Raw genomic sequence first — 21,100 nt, 5'->3', positions numbered from 1 at the left:
AAAATAAACCCATCCAAACTGAAGAAGAAAAACAATTACTTTGCAGAAGAGGATTGATCGAAACAGTGAATGATCAATTAAAAAATTTACATCAACTTGAACATTCACGTCATCGTTCGGTAAATAATTTCATGGTGAATATCATGGCTGCTGTAGTGGCTTATTGTTTGAACCCCAATAAGCCAACTTTCCAAAATATGCTAAAAGGTTAAGTGGATTTCATCGAACTCAGGTTAGGGATAACAAACGTGAAAACTAGACTACACAAACAACTGGAAAAACGTGTTGCAGGTAAAACCGTCCTGATTACCGGTGCATCCAGCGGTATTGGTTTAACGACAGCACATCAACTGGCTGATGCAGGTGCCCATGTTTTACTGGTGGCCCGTACTCAGGAAACCCTAGAACAAGTAAAATCAGAAATTGAAGCCAAAGGCGGCAAAGCCTCAATCTTTCCATGTGATTTAAACAATATGGAAGCGATTGATGAAGTTTCCAAACAGATTATTGCCTCAGTCGATCATATTGATATTCTGATCAATAATGCAGGACGTTCGATTCGCCGTGCCGTACATGAGTCGGTAGATCGTTTTCATGATTTTGAACGTACCATGCAGCTGAACTATTTCGGCGCGGTGCGTCTGGTGATGAATATCCTGCCGCAAATGATGATTCGTCGCGCGGGTCATATTATTAACATCAGTTCGATTGGCGTACTGGCCAATGCCACCCGTTTTTCAGCCTATGTCGCTTCAAAAGCTGCACTGGATGCCTTTAGCCGCTGCCTGTCTGCAGAAGTACATTCACATAAAATCGCAATCACATCGATCTATATGCCTTTGGTGCGTACCCCGATGATTGCGCCGACCAAAATCTATAAATATGTACCGACGCTTTCCCCAGAACAGGCGGCTGACCTGATTGCCTATGCGATTGTGAAACGTTCGAAAAAAGTGGCGACCGGTTTGGGCCGCCTGGCTTCCATTACCTATTCAATTGCACCGGATATCAACAATGTCTTGATGTCGATTGGCTATAACCTGTTCCCAAGTTCAACTGCATCTGTGGGCCAACCACAAAAATTAAACTTGGTGCAAAAAGCATATGCACGGCTGTTCCCGGGCGAACACTGGTAATTTTTACTGGGATAATTTCCTGAAAATACGAGCCGCCGATCGGGCGGCTTTTTTGATGTCTCAGTTTTAAATCTCTAGGTGAAAGCAAGCTCATCTGGATCACACACGACATAGCCTGTCTTTATCGACACAGATTTTTGCCGCAAATGCTGCGAGATCACGTACACTATCTGCGGATATTTCCTATCCGTATTTTTATATTTTGATTGAAATGATGGAAACCCTTATGAACAACGCGCAATGGCTCGATGAAGTAAAATTTAACGAACAAGGATTAGTCCCTGCCATTGCCCAGCATCATCAAACTGGTCGTGTCTTGATGGTGGCTTGGATGAATCGTGAAGCGCTGGCACTGACGGCTGAGAAAAACCAAGCCGTGTATTTCTCCCGTTCACGTAGCAAGTTATGGCATAAGGGCGAAGAATCAGGACATTTTCAAACGGTACATGAAATCCGTCTGGACTGTGATGCCGATGTAATTGTGCTGCAAATTGAACAGCATGGCGGCATTGCCTGCCATACCGGTCGCGAATCCTGTTTCTATCGCAAACTCACGCCAAATGGCTGGGAAATTGTCGATGCACAGTTGAAAGATCCCTCTGCGATTTATGGCGAAAAATCCACGAATCCGCATACGCTGGCGATGGAAGCGTCAACCGCCCAATCTGAACAGGTCGAAGTCTTGTCCTATCTGGGTCAGATGATGGCAGAACGCAAACAGGCCGATCCAGATTCATCTTATGTGGCCAAGTTGTACCATAAAGGCCTGAACAAGATTCTGGAAAAAGTCGGTGAAGAAAGCTTTGAGACCGTGCTGGCTGCCAAAGATTTCAACGCTCAGGTCTCTGAAGACAATAAAAATGATCTGATTTATGAGGTGGCAGATCTGTGGTTCCATACTATCGTCATGCTCGGCTATTTCGACCTGGATGTGCAATTGGTATTAAATGAACTGGCACGTCGCCAAGGCTTATCCGGCCTGGTTGAAAAAGCCAACCGTCAGCATTAAGCCTTGAATTCATCTGTGTCTGATTTAAAAAAACCGACCGCGACCTATGAGCAGGCCACTGCCATTGATAACGCACGTCTGGGTAAATCCTTTAAGGTGATTGCCTATGCGGGCACAGGTAAAACCACTACCCTGCAAATGATCAGTGATGCCATGCCACAAAGACGTGGCATGTATCTGGCTTTTAACAAGGCCATTGCCAGTGAAGCGCAGGCCAAGTTTCACCGAGGTGTCGATTGCCGCACTTTTCACTCGCTGGCGTTTCGCAGTGTTCCACGTGGAGTCACTGACAAACTGCGCTTGCCACGCTTGAGTCCAAGTTTTATTGCCAAAGAATACCGGCTTGAACCGATGACCATGCGCCGTATGATGGGTGGGCGTTATGAAAAATATGTATTGATGCCTTCTCGTCTGGCAAGTTTGGTTGCCAATGCGGTCGGCTATTTCTGCTCGACCAGTTCGCAGTATCCTGCCCCGCGGCATATTCAGGCGCCAAGCTGGCTGCATTCGGATGATATCGAGACTTTACAGAAGAAACTTTATCCGGCAGTCGAGCGACGCTGGTTAGAGTCGATTGATCCAAATCATCAGGCCGGCATCGGTCATGACATTTACCTGAAACTCTGGGCGCTGTCTGAACCGAATATCCCGGCCGATTATGTGCTATTCGATGAGGCACAGGATGCCGATCCCTTAATGCTGGGGATTTTGCTGAAACAGCGCAGCACCCAGGTGATTTATGTCGGAGACGCGCATCAGCAGATTTATGCCTGGCGTGGTGCAGTCAATGCCATGCAGCAACTGCCCTTACCAGAATCACGTCTGACCACCTCATTTCGTTTCGGTCCTGAAATTGCCCTGAATGCCAATGCCATTTTAGGTGCCTTAAATGAAACTGTGCCTTTACTCGGCAATCCGCAATTAGACTCTAAAGTCGTGAATAAACCGCATACCAAAATGCGCGATGCAATTTTATGCCGGACCAATGCCCGCGCCATGGAATTGTTATTAGCGGGTTTAGTTCGTGGTGATAAAGTCAGCCTGCAAGCCGACCATGTCAAACTGAATCGTTTTGTCGATGCGGCTGCCATGCTGAAACAGGGCAAACGTGTGGTTGATGTGCCGGAACTAGCCTGGTTCAACTCCTGGCATGATGTCCATGAATATTGTGAAACCAATGAAGGTAGTGACATCAAGCCACTGGTCAAACTGGTGGACGAACATGGGACTGATCCACTAAAGAAAGCCCTGGCTAAAATCACCCCAATTGCCCAAGCCGATTATATTATTTCCACGGCACACAAGGCCAAAGGTCTGGAATGGGATCGGGTTCATATTGAAGATGACTATCAATTTAAGCTGAATGAAAAAGACCATAAAATTAGTGATGAAGAATTAAGATTACTTTACGTGGCCTGTACACGTGCTAAAGTGAGTTTAAATATTCATCACATTTATGACCTGATTCAGCAACTGAAGATCAAAATGCCACAGTCGCTTCGGCAGGCAGTCGGTTAAAGTGCATGGCATGGATGTAAACCTCATAGGACAGGTGATCTATGCACATCCAAGCGTTTCAACTGAAACATACCCTGCATTTTTCCGACATTCAGCTTCAGTTTAATTATCCGCAATGCCCGGTCACCTTGATTCTGGGCAATCAGGGAACTGGCAAAACTACGCTTTTACGTTTTAGCTATCAGGCACTGACCTGGTTTGCAGCCCGTTATCGCGACAGCCGTGCTGCCGGTCTTGTGATGCAAGATCAGGACATCATGCAAAACCGGCTGCAATCCAAAATTGACATCCGGATTGGTTTTCCTGAAGAGATGGGCAGCTTGCCAGAATCCAGTCAGTCTGAGCCTGCGAACCTACAAAGCTGTTCATGGCAAATCTACAAGACCCTAAACAGTCAGGGTCTGGGTTTTAGCAAAGCAGAAACCTCACAGCTTGAAAGCATGCTCAGCCTGTATCACAAAGCCCGCTTGCACGATCCCCTGCTCGGTTTGCCGCTAATTGCCTATTATCCTGCTGAACGCTTTACCAATGAAGTCAATCTGCTCAGCAAAAATAACCCGGCCATTCTCCAGTCCGCACATGCTTATGAAATCGCTGCGATTCCTTTCACCACCTTTGCTCGTTTTTTTGAATGGTTTCGTGAAATCAGTGATATTGAAAATGCGCAAAGTGCCAAGATTATGGACCAGATTTTGGCGCGTGCCTTGCAGCAGCCTGAAAACAGTCGCGGAGATGAACTGGCTCGGCAGATCGAGAAAGCCCAGGCACATCTGCATGCACCAAATCTCACCGCTTTAAAACAGGCCCTGTCGCTGATCATGCCAGAAGTCAGCCAGATATATTTAAAATACCAGCCCAAGCTGCAACTGATGGTAACCTATCAGCAACAGACCTTTAGCTTCCAGCAACTGCCCAACAGTATCCGCAACTGGATTGCGCTGGTGGGTGATATTGTGCGGCGTCTTTGTCTATTGAATCCCAATAGTTTATTTCCATGTCAGGAAGGTACAGGTGTTTTACTGATTGATGCGATTGATCATCAACTGGATCAGGAGATGGCAGCAGTAATCCTGTCACGCCTGCATCAGGCTTTTCCTAACTTGCAGATTATTGCGACCGGCAACCGGCCTGAATTACTGGAACAGGCACACGCCTTTCAATGTCTGAAACTGGAAAATAAACAGCTGCACCCCATTCATCTTGAAAGTATGAAAACCCAGTTTGATCAGATCTACGCAGAGCTGGAACTGCAGCGAAATAAAGATATCTCGCCCGAAGATACTTTATTGGAAACGGTCACCGAACCCATCACACCGCTTGCTGTATTGCAAATGATTCAACAACAGTTAAATCCGGAACAGCAACAAGAATTGCTCGCTTTACTTGCTCAGGAGCATCATCCGACGCTACCTCAGTCGCTCTAAACAGATTCAAAAAAATAAGAGCGACTGTTTGAGTAAACAAGGAAGCCTTTTCAGCATTCTCTTTTTGCCCTGATTAAACTATTTTGAGTCAAATTTACAATCAATGCCTGCAATTTAATCTTAATTTTCGGTCACTTCTGGATGATCTGTTTAAGCATGCAGCGCCTGTTAAAACCGAGCCGGCGTATAATTTATAAGTTCTACATAAAAACGTTGATGTTGTTGTTATCCTGTAATATGATCGGTTTTATTTGCGAATTTCATTGTAAAATCGGAATTTGCTATCGTTTATAAGTTGCGCAATACAACTGTTTTATATTCTTTTTGAATATTCTTTTGGCTTTCAAGATTGAGAAGTTTGGGTCGCTCCTTGTGGTTCTGTAGTCCTTGAAAGATAAAGATTCACCTTAGGTTGGTCAAAACCTAAATCATGACAATGGATACGAGTGTGCTGCCGATTATTATATTGTTACCGTTAGTATTAGGCACAACCCTTGTCTCGTGGCTGAAGCAATTTTCGCGCGGGGTAACGGCTTTAGGGGCAATTGGTGTCAGCCTCAGCAGTTTCTTATTATTATTGAGTCAGGCGCCTGCCATATTTGACGGCGCAGTGATGACCCAGACCTGGTCCTGGCTGCCCCAGCTCGGCATCGATTTCAGTTTTCGCCTGGATTCTCTGGGACTGCTGTTTGCCTTGCTGATCAGCGGAATTGGTACCCTGATTTATATTTATGCCTATTATTACCTTAATCCAAAAAATTCACTGAGCAAACTGTATCTCCTGCTGATGCTGTTTATGGCGGCGATGCTCGGAATTTCATTGTCGAATAACCTGATTATCTTATTGGTTTTCTGGGAACTAACCAGTATTTCCTCCTTCTTGCTGGTAGGTTACTGGAGCAATTACGAAGCGGCACAACGTGGCTCACGTATGGCCCTGACCATTACCGGAATGGGTGGTCTGGCGATGCTGGGCGGTTTTGTCCTGCTCGGTCAAATTACCGGCACCTATCAGCTTGATCAAATCCTGATGATGACTGAACAGATTCAGTCCCATCATTTATTTGTTCCAACCTTGTTGCTGATTTTACTCGGCGCCTTTACCAAAAGTGTGCAGTTCCCGTTTCACTTCTGGTTGCCCAATGCCATGGCTGCACCGACACCGGTCTCTGCCTATTTGCACTCGGCCACCATGGTCAAAGCCGGTTTATTCCTGGTAGCACGTTTGCTCCCGATCTTTGCCGGTGCTGCACTGTTTCATAATATTGTGACCTTTGTTGGTCTGTTTACCCTGTGCATGGCCGCCTTCTTTGCCATTTTTAAGGAAGACCTGAAAGGCTTGCTCGCCTATTCCACCATCAGCCATTTAGGTCTGATCATGTGTCTGCTCGGGATTGGTTCACCATTGGCTGTTGCAGCAGCGATTTTCCATATTATTAACCATGCCACCTTTAAAGCGGCACTGTTTATGATTGCCGGCATCATCGATCATGAATCCGGGACTCGTGACTTACGTAAACTGTCTGGCCTATGGCAATTACTGCCATTTACCGCCACGCTGACCATGATCACGGCAGCATCCATGGCGGGTGTACCGTTGACCAATGGTTTCCTGTCTAAGGAAATGTTCTTTACCGAACTGGTCGCCAGTTTAAGTGGTCCACTTATGGTCGGCTCTGCTATTGTCGCGACACTGGCCGGGATTTTTGCGGTGGCTTATTCCATTCGACTGGTGCATGGAGTCTTTTTCGATGGTCCGCTAGGCAAGCAGGTCCCGAATAAAGATGCACATGAACCTGCCTTTGGTATGCGCGCACCGGCCACTTTGTTAGCAATTTTATGTATTTTAGTCGGTCTATTACCGGCTCTTCTGGTGGAAAAAATTGTCAACAGCACTACTCAAGCCACCACCCAGAATTTTGCCTTTGAAGGCACTCATCTGGCGCTTTGGCATGGTTTCAACCTGCCCCTTCTGATGAGTGTGATTTCTCTGCTCGGCGGAATAATCTTTTACTTTTCTCTCGCCAAAGGTGGCGCCTTACGTGAAATCGACCTGGATCCAAAACTGGGCCGCTTACAGGGCCGAGTGCTGTTCGACCTGTTTTTGAAAAATTTGCTGCTGAATTCACGCCGTTTCCGCCGTGCCACTGAAAATGGCAAATTGCAAAGCTATTTATTGTGGATTGTAATTTTTACCGTCGGGCTGGTGGGGTTCCCATTACTCAGCAATGCAGTGGGTACGGGTACACGCGAGCTGACCCATGCCCCTGCCCTGGCGATTATCTTGTGGTTACTGCTGTTCTCTGCCTGCTGGATGCTGCTGTGGTTCCATCATGAGCGGATTAAAGCGGTACTGATTAGCGGTGCAGTCGGCCTGGTCGTCACCATGGTCTTTATCGGCTTCTCGGCGCCCGATCTGGCATTGACCCAGATTACGGTCGATGTGGTCACCACGGTTCTACTACTGATGAGTTTATCTTTACTGCCTCAGTTAACACCGTATGAATCGAGTCCGACCCGTCGCTGGCGTGATGCCATTATTGCCTTGGGCGGCGGTCTCGGGATTGCGGCAATTGCCTGGCTGATCATGACCCGTGATCACAATTCCATTTCATGGTTCTTCCTGCAACAGTCGATTCCACTGGGCGGCGGAACCAATGTCGTGAATGTAATTCTGGTCGATTTCCGTGGTTTCGATACCTTCGGCGAAATTACTGTACTCGGCATTGCAGCGATTGGTGTACTCAGCCTGATGGATGGCATGCGTGCGCATGGCACCACCATGACCCAGGGCCTGACCTATCGTTTTAACCCATCCCCGCTGATGTTGCGTATTACCGCATCCTGGATTTTGCCGGTCGCGCTGGTAGTCAGCCTGTATATCTTTATGCGTGGCCATAACCTGCCGGGCGGTGGTTTTATTGCCGGACTAGTGACTTCACTGGCACTTATTATTCAATATATCGCAGTGGGACAGGACAAAACCGAACAGTTGCTTGGCGCCAAATCCGGTCGCCTGTATGAAATCTGGATCGGGATCGGCTTAACGATTGCAGGATTGACTGGAATCGCAGCCTGGTTCTGGTCACGTCCATTCCTGACCAGTGCACATATTTATGTCTCTCCGCCAATGATTGGAGAAATGCATTTGGCTTCGGCTGCGCTGTTTGATGTTGGCGTCTATGTCACTGTTGTGGGTGCAACGATGCTGATGATTTCAGTCTTGGGCGATTCACGTCACTCAAGCATGACTGGCCCTGTACCAAGAGGATAATAGAATGATCAGTTTAGAATTTTTATTAGCCTCTGCGATTGGCCTGCTGACGGCCACAGGCATTTATCTGATCCTACGTGCCCGTACCTTCCCGGTAGTGTTGGGTCTCGCCATGATTGGTTATGCAGTCAACCTGTTTTTATTTGCCATGGGCCGAATTCAGATGAATTCGCCTGCAGTATTGACTGAAGCCTCGAAAGTGACCGATCCCCTTCCTCAGGCACTGGTGCTGACAGCCATCGTGATTGGCTTTGCCACCACTGCCTTTATTGTCCAACTGGCATTGCGTAGCCGCTACGAATCAGGAACAGACCACGTTGACTCCAAAGAAGAAATACCAAATCTTGACCCGCGCGAGGATGAGCCTTAATGACTGATCTTCTCAATTTCTGGAATCAACATACCCCTATTTTCAGTATTCTTTTACCGGCCTTTACCGCTTTTGTCCTGGTTCTTTTAGGCAACCCGGGTTCAGGCTCTCTGGCGACGGACTGGCGTCAGCCCTGGCGTCGGGGTATCAGCTATGTCTCAAGTATCTTGGGCCTGATCATTGCTGTCAGCTATTTAGTAGACAGTAGTCAGGGTCAGATCAATGTTTATACGCTGGGCGAATGGGTCGCACCTTTTGGTATTGTACTGGTTCTCGATCAGCTCTCTGCGATGATGCTGGTTTTGACCTATGCCCTTGCAGTGCCGGTGCTCTGGTATGCCAGTAAAGAATGGGATATGCGTGGGCGTTATTTCCATGCCATGGTACATTTCCTGCTCATGGGTTTGACCGGTGCCTTCCTGACCGGTGACCTGTTTAACCTGTTCGTGTTTTTTGAAATATTGTTGATGGCATCCTATGTACTACTGCTACATGGACAAGGCAAGGCCCGTTTCCAGCTGGGAATCCATTACGTCACCATCAACCTGTTTGCTTCTGCCCTGTTCCTGATTGGACTCGGGATGATTTATGGCAGTGTCGGCAGTCTGAATATGGCAGATGTGGCCCGCTTGATGCCTACCCTCGCTGAAGATCAGCACAAGCTGGCGGTTGCTGGTGGATTAATGCTGTTTGTCGTGTTTGGAATTAAAGCAGCGATGTTACCGCTCGGCTTCTGGTTACCCAAAACCTATGCCGTAGCCACCACACCTGTGGCAGCACTCTTTACCATTATGACCAAAGTCGGGGTGTATGCAATTTTACGGATTAATGGAACTGTTTTTGATGATGAATACAGCCACCAGATTCTGATGAATTGCCTGCTGGTGATTGGTCTGATTACGTCGGTTTATGGCGTGATTTGTGCAATCGGCACAGAACGTCTGCGCCGTTTTATCGGCTTTATGGTGCTGTCTTCAGTCGGAACAATTCTGGTAGCAATCGGTATGAATACGACTGCAGCCTGGGCCGGTGCATTGTATTATATGGTGCACAGTACCCTGATTGGCGCAGCCTTTTATATCCTGTCAGGCTGGATTACCTCACAGCGCGGCGAATTTAAGGATCATTTTAAAATCGCGCCACTGATGAAACAGAACAAGCTGGTTTCGATTGTCTATTTCATCATTGCCTTGATGATGGCAGGCCTGCCACCGTTTAGTGGTTTCTTCGGTAAAGTCTTTATTTTGCAGGCTTCTGCCAATTCAGACTATCAGATGATTATTATCCTGACCATTTTATTGGTAAGCTTCCTCAGTATTCTGGCCTTTACCAGGGTTGGTTTCGTGCTGTTCTGGCGTTCGACCAGACCTGAGGATGACCTTAATTCTGAAGATTTTCACAAATATGAAGCTTTACCAAGTAAGGCACCGGCACGTAATGATCGTGTAATCTATCTATTGCTTGCTGGCCTGACTGCCTATGTGGTGTTTGCCGGACCGATCTATCAATATAATTATCAGACTGCGGAACAGATTAAAAATAATCCGGTTTATGAAGCTGCCTTGTTAAAACGCGATGCAGAAGGCCAGTTTATTAGTGTGCAACCTTTTGATCCAAGCTATTTACCTGAAACCAAGTACGGTGGTGAGACAGTCGATCCGAATGCACATCTGGTTCCTTATACGATTTCGGAAGCCACTCTGGAAGGTGAAAATATTTCTGAATTCAAGCAACGCCAGATTGATCAGCAGTATGTTGAACAAAACAGATATGATGATAATCAACTTAAACCGGTGGAGGGACCTTAATGGCTGTATCATTCCTGCAACGTTGGTTCCCGCATCCGCTAGTTTCTGTGATCGTTGGGCTAAGCTGGATTCTACTGGCACATAATCTGGAAGCTGGAACATTGCTTTTCGCGCTGGTTCTGGCGATTGTCATTCCGAAAATGGTTGCACCTTTTATTGACTATACCCCGAATATCCAGTGGGCTCCTGCCGTGCGCCTTTTCTTTGTCGTGGTTTGGGATATTGTAGTAGCCAATATTAAAGTCGCAAAACTGGTACTTGGTCCAACCAAGAACCTGCATCCAAAATGGTTTCGCGTGCCTTTGGAAACCGAGCATGAGGAAGTCAATGCCTTGCTGGCAATGATCATTACCACAACGCCCGGTACAGTATCTGCAGGCATTGATCAGGATCGTGGTGATATTCTGGTTCATGCCTTAAGCACAGAGGATGAAGCAGCAGAAATCGAAACAATCAAACAGCGCTACGAACAGCCTCTGATTGAAATTTTCAGCGCACAGACAGGAGAAAAAGCATGACTATTCTGCCTTATGCATTAATGATTTGCCTAGGTGCTATCACTGTCTCGATGTTACTCTGCCTGATCCGACTCATCACTGGCCCTTCTATCGTGGATCGTCTGTTGGCACTCGACACCCTGTTCCTGAATGCCACCTGTCTGATTGTCATTTTAGGGATTTACTGGAGTAGCAGCTTCCTGTTTGAAGGGGCCTTACTGGTTGCGATGCTTGGCTTTGTTTCGACTACAGCCTTGGCACGTTATTTCACCACTGGCCATGTGATCGACTAGGAGTTTTTAAATGTCCTTAATTTTAGAAATACTGGTGTCGATTTTTTTATTGATTGGTGCTTTCTTTATGTTGGTCGGCGGGATCGGTATGGTCCGTCTGCCCGATCTGTTTATGCGTCTGCACGCCCCGACCAAATCCAGTACTTTGGGCCTGGGCAGCTTTTTGATGGCCTCAATTCTGTTCTCGGCCATATATGGCCGTTTCGGTTTTGCTGAAGTGCTCATCACCCTGTTCGCCTTCATTACCGCACCGGTATCTGCCAATCTGATGGCACAGGCTGCATTACATTTGCGTTTACGCTCTTTGAGTGGCGAGGTTCCGGAAACGCTGGAACGCCCTCTGCCTTGGCAGCGCTCACGCCGTCGTACCTTTTATGAAAAGAAAATCAATCGTAATGATGATTTCGATTAATTGAGCAAGCAATTCAAGTTCTTTTAAATCTAAAAAAATCTAGAGATAAAAAAAGCCACCCGAAGGTAGCTTTTTTAGTCCTAAGACTTATTCATCATCTTTTTTTGCTTCAGCTTCAGGTAAGTCCTTCACTGCTTCAGCGATCAGACCAAACATATAGTTACCATATGCATTGGTCTTATCATAATGGAAACGTAGACGAGGCGTAATACGGGTTTTGATACGACGACTCAGCTCATGGCGCAAGAAACCAGATGCTTTGTTCAACACATCCAAAGTTTCTTTATTGGCTTCTTGGCTTTGCTCATCGCCAAGTTCACGTCCCATCACAGTGACATAAACTTCCGCATATCCCAGGTCTGGGCTCACCTTCACCGCAGAGATGGTCACGAGACCACCTAAGCGTGGATCTTTCAGCTCCTGACGGATCAGTTCTGACAACTCGCGTTGTACTGTATCCGCCATACGCTTCAGACGTTGACTACCCGCCATTAAAGACTCCGTTTAATCAGTTGAACATCGTACACTTCGATCTTATCAAGTGCTTTGATGTCTTTATAGCCTTTCACCGCAAGACCACATTCCATACCGGCACGAACTTCTTCAACCACTTCTTTGTAGCGACGAAGAGATTCAAGCTCGCCCTGGAACACAACCACATCATCACGTAATACGCGAATCGGTTTGTTACGATGCAATACGCCTTCAAGTACCATACAGCCCGCAGCCGCACCAAACTTACTTGAGTGGAATACTTCACGTACTTGTGCAACACCCAGAATCGTTTCACGATGTTCTGGTGCAAGCTTACCGCTCATTGCTGCTTTCACATCATCAATCAATTGATAGATGATTGAGTAGTAACGAATGTCGATACTGTCTGCATCTGCTTTTTGACGCGCAGCGTTGTCCGCACGTACGTTAAAGCCGAGTAGAACTGCTTCTGAAGATTCAGCCAGTGTCACGTCAGACTCAGTGATCGCACCTACACCAGAACCGATGATACGTACTTTAACTTCATCAGTCGCAAGCTCAGCAAGTGCTACATGCAAGGCTTCCAAGGTACCGCGTACGTCAGTTTTCAACACAACATTTACGATAGGCACATCTTTCTTGCCCATAGACGCCATGATGTTTTCAAGACGCATTGCAGATTGACGCTCAAGACGTTTTTGACGTTCACGATCCATACGCGCATCGGCAACTTCACGTGCTTTCTTCTCATCGCTGACCACAAGAACTTCGTCACCTGCCATTGGCGCTTCTGGAAGACCCAGAATTTCCACTGGAATCGAAGGACCTGCAGATTTGATACGCTGACCATTTTCATCCGTCATCGCACGAACGCGACCATAAGATGAACCGGCAAGAACAAGATCACCTACTTTCAATGTACCGTTTTGAACCAGAATAGATGTTACTGCACCACGGCTGTTATCTACGCGTGCTTCAATTACGACACCTTGTGCAGCACCTTCTTCAGATGCCTTAAGCTCTAGAAGTTCAGCTTGAATCGAAATAATATCAAGAAGTTCATCAATGCCTTGACCAGTATGTGCAGAAACCATTGCCACTGGAACGTCACCACCCCATTGTTCTGGCACGATTTCTTTCACAGTCAATTCATTCAATACGCGATCTGGATCAGCAGATTCTTTATCCATCTTGTTGATTGCAACAATGATTGGTGTACCTGCAGCACGTGCATGGTCAATTGCTTCTGCAGTTTGTGGCATTACACCATCATCTGCTGCAACAACCAGAACCACGATATCTGTTGCTTTCGCACCACGTGAACGCATTGCAGTAAATGCTGCGTGTCCCGGAGTATCAAGGAATGTAATCATACCTTTATCAGTAGTTACATGGTAAGCACCGATATGCTGTGTGATACCGCCCGCTTCGCCAGCAGCCACTTTTGCACGACGAATACGGTCAAGCAGCGATGTTTTACCATGGTCAACGTGACCCATAATGGTAACAACAGGCGCACGCGTAGATTGCGCACCACGTGCTTCTTCAGCTGCTTCAAGCAAGTTATCTTCAGCTTGTGTATCAGAAACCAGTACCGGATTATGGCCCATTTCTTCCACAACAAGTGCAGCAATTTCTTGATCAATCGCCTGGTTCTGAGTAACCAATTCACCCATTTTCATGAGTGATTTAATCACTTCACGAACCTTAACTGCCATTTTCGCAGCTAAGTCAGCAACGACAATCGTTTCACCGATTTCAACATCGTAAACCTGTTTTTTCACAGGTTTTTCGAAGCCGTGCTTGTTGCCTTGACTGGTTTTTAAACCGCGCTTAGGCTGTTTGCTGAAGCTTTGCTCTTCCTGACCACGACGACCACCTTTTTTCGGTGCACGCGCGCTCGGCGTATTCGTACCACGTTTGATTTCGCGGTCTTCTTTCGCAAATGAGTCTTCATATGCCTGACCAACAAGACCGGCAGCCAGAGGAGAATCATCAACAACACGAATCGTTGCAGCAGTATCTTCCGCGGTGTACTTAGACGCCATTTGACGCATTTGTTCAAGCGTACGTTGCTGCGCTTCTTCAGCCGCTTTACGACGTGCTGCTTCTTCAACAGCTTTTAATTTTGCTGCTTCTGCTTCACGTGCCTTTTTCTGTTCAGCGGTTTCAGTTGGTTTAACAACTTGCTTCACAATCGGCTTGTTGGTTGATTTGCGTTTTACCACAACTGCAGCTTTAGAAACTTCTTGCTTGTCGCTGGTTTGCTTTGCAGCAGCACGCATCGCTTCTAGAGCTTTATTCGCGTTATTTACGCCAGTTTTTGGAGCTTCAGCAGAAGCAGCTTGTGCTGTATTCTGCTCAGGCGCAGCTTTAGCCTGTTGCTCAGCCTTGGCTTTCGCCAATGCTTCTGCTTTGATCTGCTCTGGATCCGGCTTAACAAATGTATGCTTCTTGCGAACTTCTACATTAATCGTTTTCGCCTTACCTGAAGTACTGGCTACTTTAGCCGTACTAGTCGTTTTACGTTTCAACGTGATTTGCCCTGCTTGGCTTTCTGAACCCTGTGACTTTTTCACATGGCTCATCAAGCTATCTTGTTGTTCGGTGGTAATAATATCGTCAGCTTTACGCTGTGGTAAACCTGCCTCACGAACCTGCTCTAGGAGCTTCTCAACTGGACTACCCACATTGAGGGCTAACTCTTTAATCGACTTGTCCGTCATATACTACCTCCTAGTTAAACCATGATTCGCGCGCTTTCATAATGAGTTGACCTGCTTTCTCAGCACCCAAACCTTCAATATCTTCGATATCGTCAGTCGCCTGATCTGCTAAATCATCCACTGTTACCACACCACGAGCTGCTAGCGCTTGCGCGATCTCTACTGTCATGCCTTCCATTGCAACAAGTTCTTCACTTGGCGCTTGTATGTTCTCTTGCTGTTGTAATGCATCAGCAAGTGCAATTTCTTTCGCACGGCTTTGCAGTAGTTCAACCAGTTCCGCATCCAGTTCGATTTCATCAAACGTTTCTGCAGGAACATAAGCAATTTCTTCAAGCGAGGTGAAGCCCATTTCTACCAATGCCATCGCCAAATCTTCCGCGATATCCAGACGGGTAACAAACATGTCTAAATATTGTTGCGCTTCGTTTTGTTGACGGGCGTAGTATTCCTCTTCCAGCATCATGTCCAGCTTGTAGCCAGTCAATTCAGATGCCAGACGAACGTTCTGACCTTGTGAACCAATCGCACGTGCCAACTGATCGCTGGTTGCGAAAATGATATCTGCAGTACGTGCATCTTCATCGATGACAATACTCGATACATCTGCTGGTTCCAATGCACTTGCGATATATTGCGCAGGATCATCCGACCAAACTACCACATCAATACGCTCGCCATTGAGCTCTTGCTGTACAGCTTGAATACGGGTACCACGCATACCAATACAAGCACCCACCGGGTCAATACGGTGGTCATTGGTTTTCACTGCAATTTTAGCACGAACGCCTGGTTGGCGAGCCGCCGCTTTAATTTCAATAATTTCTTCAGAAATCTCAGGGATTTCTTTCTTCATCAATGCAATCAGCATATCCGGTTTAGCACGTGACAGTTGTAACTGCGCACCACGACCTTCACGGTTGACATTGAATAGAATCGCATTCACGCGTTGCTTCGGACGAAGGATTTCTTTCGGAATCATTTCTTCGCGAGCAAGATACGCTTCAGCATTGTCACCTAGGTCAATGATAAAGCCGTCTTTGGTTTGTTTTTTCACTTCACCGTAGATCAGCTCGCCGACTTTAGATTCGTAAGCATCGGCTACGAGTGCACGTTCTGCTTCACGGATCTTCTGTACGATCACTTGCTTGGCAATTTGCGCTGCAATACGACCGAAGTCAATCGATTCAACTTCAAGCTCACGAATGTCGCCAATCGACCATTTTGCCGGATCAACATCAGAGATGGCATCCTGACAAGCTGGCATTTCATGGTCTTCGTCTGCAACCACTTCCCACTGACGGAAAGTACGATAGTCACCTGTTTTACGATCGATTTCCACACGTAAACGTGCTTCTTCCGAATGTGTTCCTTCGTAGAATTTTTTCTTTGTCGCAGCAACTAAAGCTTGCTCAAGCGCTTCAAAGATCGCTTCACGAGGTACACCTTTTTCGTTACTAACCGTTTCAACGACGGTCAGAATTTCACGTGCCATACGTCACCTATTCGTTAAATTTTTATTTATTAAATTAATCTTGGAAGACCAAATTTGCTTTATCGATATTGTGACTGTCGATCTCCAATACCTGTTGCTTTTCTACTTCAACCTGAATCATTTCATTTTCAAGATCGACAGCAACCAGTTTGGCCTGGAATTTACGACGGTTATCTACCGCACTGATCAAACGTAGTGCTACGGTATGACCGATATAGCCTGACATCTGCTCGAGCTGGAAGAATGGACGGTCCCAGCCTGGCGAAGATACTTCAAGTGAATATTCACCCGAGATCGGATCATGAACATCCAGCATTGCACCCACTTGCTGCGTGACACGCACACAATCCTGAACGCCAATACCACGCCCCTGCTCTTCTTCACCATCTTCATTGATTGCTGGTGCAACGCTCTCATCGACTGGCTTGTCGATGTAGATACGTAATAACGAACATTTACCCTGTGGCAGGAATTCAATCCCCCAAAGGTTTACATTACAGGCTTCAACTGCTGGTGCAATCAAGTCCTGAAGTGCTTGAGTTTTATTTGATAGCTTCATTTACTCTCGTCATCTGGTGCGATTTTATGATCTATTTGACCACTACAAACCAATACAAACTATAGTAGTAGTGAAACATGGAGATTTGACCAAATAATGTCGACACTACACGATAGCCAATAAAAAAGGGCGTAAATCGCCCCAATTAATGCACAATTTAAGATTTTTTCAAATCCCACTGTGCAAAAAGGCCCACCTTGTTGTGAGCCTCTTTTTAGAAACTTGGTAGCGGGAGCTGGATTTGAACCAACGACCTTCGGGTTATGAGCCCGACGAGCTACCAGACTGCTCCATCCCGCATCAACGTGCAAAAATTATATACAAAAGATGAGAACTTTTCAATCAAAACCACATCATTCTGCATATTTGTCATCTGTCGCTGAAAAAGTGGTAGCGGGAGCTGGATTTGAACCAACGACCTTCGGGTTATGAGCCCGACGAGCTACCAGACTGCTCCATCCCGCATCAGCGTACAAATAACATTCAGTTTAAAAAACTTAAACTGCTTTTAAAGTTTGCATCTTTAAAAGATTGGTAGCGGGAGCTGGATTTGAACCAACGACCTTCGGGTTATGAGCCCGACGAGCTACCAGACTGCTCCATCCCGCAACAACATGCAAATTAATTTTCTCAACTTAAAACCTGTTTAAGCTGCCTCTTGAAAGTTTGCGCCTTTAAAAAGGATTGATTGGTAGCGGGAGCTGGATTTGAACCAACGACCTTCGGGTTATGAGCCCGACGAGCTACCAGACTGCTCCATCCCGCATCAACAGAAGTTTTTTCAGCTGCATACACCAACTTAAATTTCTGGATTATAAGTTGGTGCGGAAGGGGGGACTTGAACCCCCACGCCCGAAAGCACCACCACCTCAAGGTAGCGTGTCTACCAATTCCACCACCACCGCAGCTGTGACGCATTCTAGTCGTATCACTGAAAAAAAGAAAGGATTAATTAAAACTATTCGGTCGTTTCTGGTGCAGTTGGTGAAGTTTCATTCGATTGTACAGGTGTGGTCGGCGCAGACTGAACCGATCCCAAACTATAGGCATTCGAGGTTTGTTGCTTGGCTAAAATCGCCAAAGTCAGACTGGTTACGAAAAACAGTGCAGTAAAAATTGCAGTCAAACGGGTCATGAAATTACCCGAACCCGATGCTCCGAATACTGTCGCTGCACCACCGCCACCGAAAGAGGCACCAGCATCTGCACCTTTACCATGCTGAACCAAAATCAAGACAATCATCAAAACAGCTAAGATAATATGTACTACCAGCACAAAAGTTTGCATGCTGAACTCCTAATTATTGTGTATTTGCAAATGCATGAGCAATTTTATGGAACGACTCAGCATTGAGTGATGCACCACCGACCAATGCCCCGTTGATATCTGGGCAGGCTGCTAACTCTACTGCATTTTCCGGCTTGACACTACCACCATATAAAATCGCCATCGTCGCGCCATAACCAGTGATCTGGCTTAAACCTTGACGGATTTGTGCATGCATGGCCTGTGCATCTTCAGGAGAAGCAGTTTTACCAGTTCCAATTGCCCAGATCGGTTCATAGGCAATCACGATATTTTTCCATTGCTCAGCTTCAACCACAGCAGCAATATCACAAATCTGTTGTAGCACTACAGCTTCTGCCTGCCCTGCTTCACGTTGTTCCAGGCTTTCACCAACGCAATAAATCACGGTCAAACCGGCACTTAAGGCATTCTTGATTTTCGCATTTAAAATATCAGCATTTTCCGCAAATATTTCACGGCGTTCAGAATGACCCACTAGTACATAGTGAATTTGACTATCGGCCAACAATTCAGCACTGACTTCACCAGTGTAGGGACCTGTTCCAGAAATACGTGAAACATCTTGTGCTACGGTATAAATCGGACGAACCGCAGATGACAGCTCTGCCTGAATCTGGCTTAAGGCAATGGCAATCGGTGCCACACCTAAATGACATTGATCTTCGGCAATTGGCGCAGTTTCCAGCAAATTCTTAATACCACGCACCAAGCTCAATGCATCTGCCTGCACCGGATTCATTTTCCAGTTACCTATCACCCAAGGGGTAATCGTCGAAACCGACATAATTAACCTATTTCATTTACATATTTTGAATTGGGCACATTCTACACGGAATTGGAAAATTAAAAGAATAGTTTTCTTATCACTCCTTCTCAGTTTAGACTATCCAAAATGGTTATTTTTTGTTATCACTTAAAAAAATGGGGACTTCTTCCAACCAGTTCATGCTTTTACTGGAGATGAGGAAGCTAGCAGCACTCTTGGCTATGGTATTTTTACGTAACAAACGTATAATTTTAGTATAGCAATTAAAAGAATTTGATGAGTAGGCATTTATAGCATGACAGCATTACAGGGGTCGCCAAGATTTACCGGATTTATTCGTCGTTTGGTCGAGGAAGGCGTCATCTCGGCTGAAGATATGCGCAGTGCATTAGCGCATGCCAAACAAGAAAAAATCGATATTGTGGCTGAGTTAATTAACCAGCAGCAACTTTCTCCAACCGTCATTGCTGAAACGATTTCAGTCGAATTTGGCGAACCGCTGTTTGATATCAGTGCCTATGATCCTGCTCAAATTCTTCGGGATGCGATTGATGAAAAGCTGATTACCAAGCATCGCATTCTGCCGATTTTTAGAAATTCCAGTATTTTATATGTTGCGACCAGTAACCCGACCAATATCGAAGCGATTGATGCAGTCCGCTTTTCCACCAAACTCAATATTGAAACCATTATTGTTGAACACAATAAACTTGAAAAACTGATCGAGCAGAATTTTACCGAAGAAAGTACCTTTGAATTCGATGAAGACTTTGATCTGGATGTTGATGTCGAATCTGCTGATCCGAATAAAGAAGAGGATGACAGTAACAAGGGTGAAGAAGCACCGATTGTCAAATATATTAATAAATTACTAATTGATGCGATCCGTATGGGGGCTTCAGACTTACATTTTGAACCTTATGAAAAAATCTATCGGGTACGTTACCGGGTAGATGGGGTATTACGCCAGATTGCAACACCACCACTACAGCTGGCAAATCGCTTGTCTTCGCGTCTTAAAGTCATGTCGCAAATGGACATTTCTGAAAAACGGGTACCGCAAGATGGTCGTATTAAATTAAAACTTTCTAAAAATAAAGCCATTGATTTCCGTGTCAACTCTCTCCCTACCCTGTTTGGTGAGAAGCTGGTACTGCGAATTCTGGATCCCTCCAGCGCGATGTTGGGAACTGATGCACTAGGTTATGAACCGGAACAAAAAGACCTTTTTATGCAAGCGCTGGACAAACCGCAAGGCATGCTCCTGATCACTGGTCCAACAGGTTCCGGTAAAACCGTTTCACTGTATACCGGTCTGAATATCCTCAATCGTGAAGATACCAATATTTCGACAGCGGAAGATCCGGTCGAGATTAACTTACAAGGCATTAATCAAGTCAACGTCAACAATAAAGTTGGTCTTACCTTCTCTGCCGCACTGAAGTCCTTCTTACGTCAAGACCCGGACATCGTAATGGTCGGTGAGATCCGGGATCTGGAAACTGCCGAGATTGCGATTAAAGCGGCGCAGACCGGTCATATGGTGATGTCGACCTTGCATACCAATAGTGCGCCTGAGACCTTGACCCGTTTACGAAACATGGGGGTGCCCTCTTTCAATATTGCCACTTCAGTAAACCTGGTCATTGCACAACGGTTGGCGCGTCGTTTGTGTTCACAATGCAAGAAACCTGCAGATATTCCGCAACAAAGCTTACTGGAGATGGGCTTTACCGAAACCGACTTGCAGCAACCTGAGTTCCAAATTTATGAACCGGTGGGCTGCAATGAATGTCGTGAAGGCTATAAGGGTCGTGTAGGTATTTATGAAGTTATGAAAGTAACACCCGAAATTTCCAGAATTATTATGGAGGACGGCAATGCACTTGAAATTGCAGATGCTTCCGCACGTGCAGGTTTTAACAATTTACGCCGGTCAGGTTTAATCAAGGTGATGCAGGGGGTGACTTCTTTACAGGAAGTCAATCGTGTCACCAGCGAATGATCGGGCGCTGATCTAAAATAAGGAT

Annotated in this window: 18 protein-coding genes and 5 tRNA genes; 12 read left to right on the top strand and 11 right to left on the bottom strand. The window is 46.1% G+C overall.

Annotated features, from left to right (window positions below):
- From AC1P5O_RS00920 to AC1P5O_RS00870, 11 genes are all read left to right on the top strand, one after another.
- Positions 1-212: transposase (locus AC1P5O_RS00920; protein WP_164542825.1), on the top strand; the 212-nt coding region annotated here is incomplete at its 5' end.
- 36 nt (positions 213-248) lie between these two features.
- Entirely contained in the window at positions 249-1,136 is an 888-nt protein-coding gene (locus AC1P5O_RS00915) for an SDR family NAD(P)-dependent oxidoreductase (protein WP_005249710.1), read from the top strand.
- A gap of 211 nt (positions 1,137-1,347) precedes the next feature.
- Positions 1,348-2,145, top strand: coding sequence for a bifunctional phosphoribosyl-AMP cyclohydrolase/phosphoribosyl-ATP diphosphatase HisIE (hisIE, locus tag AC1P5O_RS00910; RefSeq protein ID WP_318270323.1), 798 nt, complete (start codon positions 1,348-1,350; stop codon positions 2,143-2,145).
- Positions 2,146-2,160: 15 nt separating this feature from the next.
- Positions 2,161-3,663: a UvrD-helicase domain-containing protein gene (locus tag AC1P5O_RS00905; protein WP_005248388.1), complete on the top strand. Its 1,503-nt coding sequence runs from the start codon at positions 2,161-2,163 to the stop codon at positions 3,661-3,663.
- Between the two features lie 41 nt (positions 3,664-3,704).
- Positions 3,705-5,087, top strand: a complete 1,383-nt coding sequence (locus tag AC1P5O_RS00900; RefSeq protein WP_005263922.1) for an ATP-binding protein — start codon at positions 3,705-3,707, stop codon at positions 5,085-5,087.
- 430 nt (positions 5,088-5,517) lie between these two features.
- Positions 5,518-8,361 (top strand): monovalent cation/H+ antiporter subunit A, encoded by a 2,844-nt coding sequence (locus tag AC1P5O_RS00895; RefSeq protein WP_499005481.1) that lies wholly within the window; start codon positions 5,518-5,520, stop codon positions 8,359-8,361.
- 4 nt (positions 8,362-8,365) lie between these two features.
- Positions 8,366-8,731, top strand: a complete 366-nt coding sequence (locus tag AC1P5O_RS00890; RefSeq protein WP_004281114.1) for a Na+/H+ antiporter subunit C — start codon at positions 8,366-8,368, stop codon at positions 8,729-8,731.
- Entirely contained in the window at positions 8,731-10,539 is a 1,809-nt protein-coding gene (locus AC1P5O_RS00885; RefSeq protein WP_004281113.1) for a monovalent cation/H+ antiporter subunit D, read from the top strand. Before AC1P5O_RS00890 ends, AC1P5O_RS00885 begins: the two co-directional genes overlap by 1 nt.
- A complete protein-coding gene (locus AC1P5O_RS00880) occupies positions 10,539-11,057 on the top strand; it encodes a Na+/H+ antiporter subunit E (RefSeq protein WP_004281112.1) in 519 nt (172 codons plus the stop codon). The genes AC1P5O_RS00885 and AC1P5O_RS00880 overlap by 1 nt, the downstream gene beginning before the upstream one ends.
- Positions 11,054-11,329: a monovalent cation/H+ antiporter subunit F gene (locus AC1P5O_RS00875; protein ID WP_004281111.1), complete on the top strand. Its 276-nt coding sequence runs from the start codon at positions 11,054-11,056 to the stop codon at positions 11,327-11,329. Before AC1P5O_RS00880 ends, AC1P5O_RS00875 begins: the two co-directional genes overlap by 4 nt.
- A 10-nt stretch (positions 11,330-11,339) precedes the next feature.
- Positions 11,340-11,741: a Na+/H+ antiporter subunit G gene (locus AC1P5O_RS00870; protein ID WP_004281110.1), complete on the top strand. Its 402-nt coding sequence runs from the start codon at positions 11,340-11,342 to the stop codon at positions 11,739-11,741.
- Between the two features lie 87 nt (positions 11,742-11,828).
- Here the strand turns inward: AC1P5O_RS00870 and AC1P5O_RS00865 are convergent, their stop codons facing one another.
- From AC1P5O_RS00865 to tpiA, 11 genes are all read right to left on the bottom strand, one after another.
- The gene (locus AC1P5O_RS00865; protein WP_004281108.1) at positions 11,829-12,233 is read right to left on the bottom strand and encodes a ribosome-binding factor A; all 405 of its coding nucleotides are present in this window, start codon (positions 12,231-12,233) and stop codon (positions 11,829-11,831) included.
- The gene (infB, locus tag AC1P5O_RS00860) at positions 12,233-14,941 is read right to left on the bottom strand and encodes a translation initiation factor IF-2 (protein WP_004281106.1); all 2,709 of its coding nucleotides are present in this window, start codon (positions 14,939-14,941) and stop codon (positions 12,233-12,235) included. The genes AC1P5O_RS00865 and infB overlap by 1 nt, the downstream gene beginning before the upstream one ends.
- 10 nt (positions 14,942-14,951) lie before the next feature.
- Entirely contained in the window at positions 14,952-16,436 is a 1,485-nt protein-coding gene (nusA, locus tag AC1P5O_RS00855) for a transcription termination factor NusA (RefSeq protein WP_004281105.1), read from the bottom strand.
- 34 nt (positions 16,437-16,470) lie between these two features.
- The gene (gene rimP, locus AC1P5O_RS00850) at positions 16,471-16,995 is read right to left on the bottom strand and encodes a ribosome maturation factor RimP (protein ID WP_004281103.1); all 525 of its coding nucleotides are present in this window, start codon (positions 16,993-16,995) and stop codon (positions 16,471-16,473) included.
- Positions 16,996-17,218: 223 nt separating this feature from the next.
- Positions 17,219-17,295 (bottom strand) — tRNA-Met (locus AC1P5O_RS00845).
- An 88-nt stretch (positions 17,296-17,383) separates the two neighbouring features.
- A tRNA-Met gene (locus AC1P5O_RS00840) sits at positions 17,384-17,460 on the bottom strand.
- 67 nt (positions 17,461-17,527) lie between these two features.
- A tRNA-Met gene (locus AC1P5O_RS00835) sits at positions 17,528-17,604 on the bottom strand.
- A gap of 80 nt (positions 17,605-17,684) precedes the next feature.
- Positions 17,685-17,761: transfer RNA gene (locus AC1P5O_RS00830), tRNA-Met, on the bottom strand.
- A gap of 54 nt (positions 17,762-17,815) precedes the next feature.
- A tRNA-Leu gene (locus AC1P5O_RS00825) sits at positions 17,816-17,900 on the bottom strand.
- A gap of 53 nt (positions 17,901-17,953) precedes the next feature.
- A complete protein-coding gene (secG, locus tag AC1P5O_RS00820; RefSeq protein ID WP_004281101.1) occupies positions 17,954-18,283 on the bottom strand; it encodes a preprotein translocase subunit SecG in 330 nt (109 codons plus the stop codon).
- A gap of 13 nt (positions 18,284-18,296) precedes the next feature.
- Positions 18,297-19,088, bottom strand: a complete 792-nt coding sequence (gene tpiA / locus AC1P5O_RS00815; RefSeq protein WP_004281100.1) for a triose-phosphate isomerase — start codon at positions 19,086-19,088, stop codon at positions 18,297-18,299.
- Between the two features lie 277 nt (positions 19,089-19,365).
- On the opposite strand from tpiA, the gene pilB reads away from it, so the two are divergent.
- Entirely contained in the window at positions 19,366-21,075 is a 1,710-nt protein-coding gene (gene pilB / locus AC1P5O_RS00810; protein ID WP_005265509.1) for a type IV-A pilus assembly ATPase PilB, read from the top strand.
- Positions 21,076-21,100: the final 25 nt, after the last annotated feature.

The sequence above is a fragment of the Prolinoborus fasciculus genome (assembly GCF_056724605.1).
This window is presented reverse-complemented; position numbering and strand designations above follow the sequence as displayed.

Excerpts from the sequence above, each read along its gene's own strand:
- hisIE (WP_318270323.1), top strand. The coding sequence starts at position 1,348 with ATGATGGAAACCCTTATGAACAACGCGCAATGGCTCGATGAAGTAAAA.
- AC1P5O_RS00900 (WP_005263922.1), top strand. The coding sequence starts at position 3,705 with ATGCACATCCAAGCGTTTCAACTGAAACATACCCTGCATTTTTCCGAC.
- AC1P5O_RS00895 (WP_499005481.1), top strand. The coding sequence starts at position 5,518 with ATGACAATGGATACGAGTGTGCTGCCGATTATTATATTGTTACCGTTA.
- AC1P5O_RS00890 (WP_004281114.1), top strand. The coding sequence starts at position 8,366 with ATGATCAGTTTAGAATTTTTATTAGCCTCTGCGATTGGCCTGCTGACG.
- AC1P5O_RS00885 (WP_004281113.1), top strand. The coding sequence starts at position 8,731 with ATGACTGATCTTCTCAATTTCTGGAATCAACATACCCCTATTTTCAGT.
- AC1P5O_RS00880 (WP_004281112.1), top strand. The coding sequence starts at position 10,539 with ATGGCTGTATCATTCCTGCAACGTTGGTTCCCGCATCCGCTAGTTTCT.
- AC1P5O_RS00875 (WP_004281111.1), top strand. The coding sequence starts at position 11,054 with ATGACTATTCTGCCTTATGCATTAATGATTTGCCTAGGTGCTATCACT.
- AC1P5O_RS00870 (WP_004281110.1), top strand. The coding sequence starts at position 11,340 with ATGTCCTTAATTTTAGAAATACTGGTGTCGATTTTTTTATTGATTGGT.
- AC1P5O_RS00865 (WP_004281108.1), bottom strand. The coding sequence starts at position 12,233 with ATGGCGGGTAGTCAACGTCTGAAGCGTATGGCGGATACAGTACAACGC.
- infB (WP_004281106.1), bottom strand. The coding sequence starts at position 14,941 with ATGACGGACAAGTCGATTAAAGAGTTAGCCCTCAATGTGGGTAGTCCA.
- nusA (WP_004281105.1), bottom strand. The coding sequence starts at position 16,436 with ATGGCACGTGAAATTCTGACCGTCGTTGAAACGGTTAGTAACGAAAAA.
- rimP (WP_004281103.1), bottom strand. The coding sequence starts at position 16,995 with ATGAAGCTATCAAATAAAACTCAAGCACTTCAGGACTTGATTGCACCA.
- secG (WP_004281101.1), bottom strand. The coding sequence starts at position 18,283 with ATGCAAACTTTTGTGCTGGTAGTACATATTATCTTAGCTGTTTTGATG.
- tpiA (WP_004281100.1), bottom strand. The coding sequence starts at position 19,088 with ATGTCGGTTTCGACGATTACCCCTTGGGTGATAGGTAACTGGAAAATG.
- pilB (WP_005265509.1), top strand. The coding sequence starts at position 19,366 with ATGACAGCATTACAGGGGTCGCCAAGATTTACCGGATTTATTCGTCGT.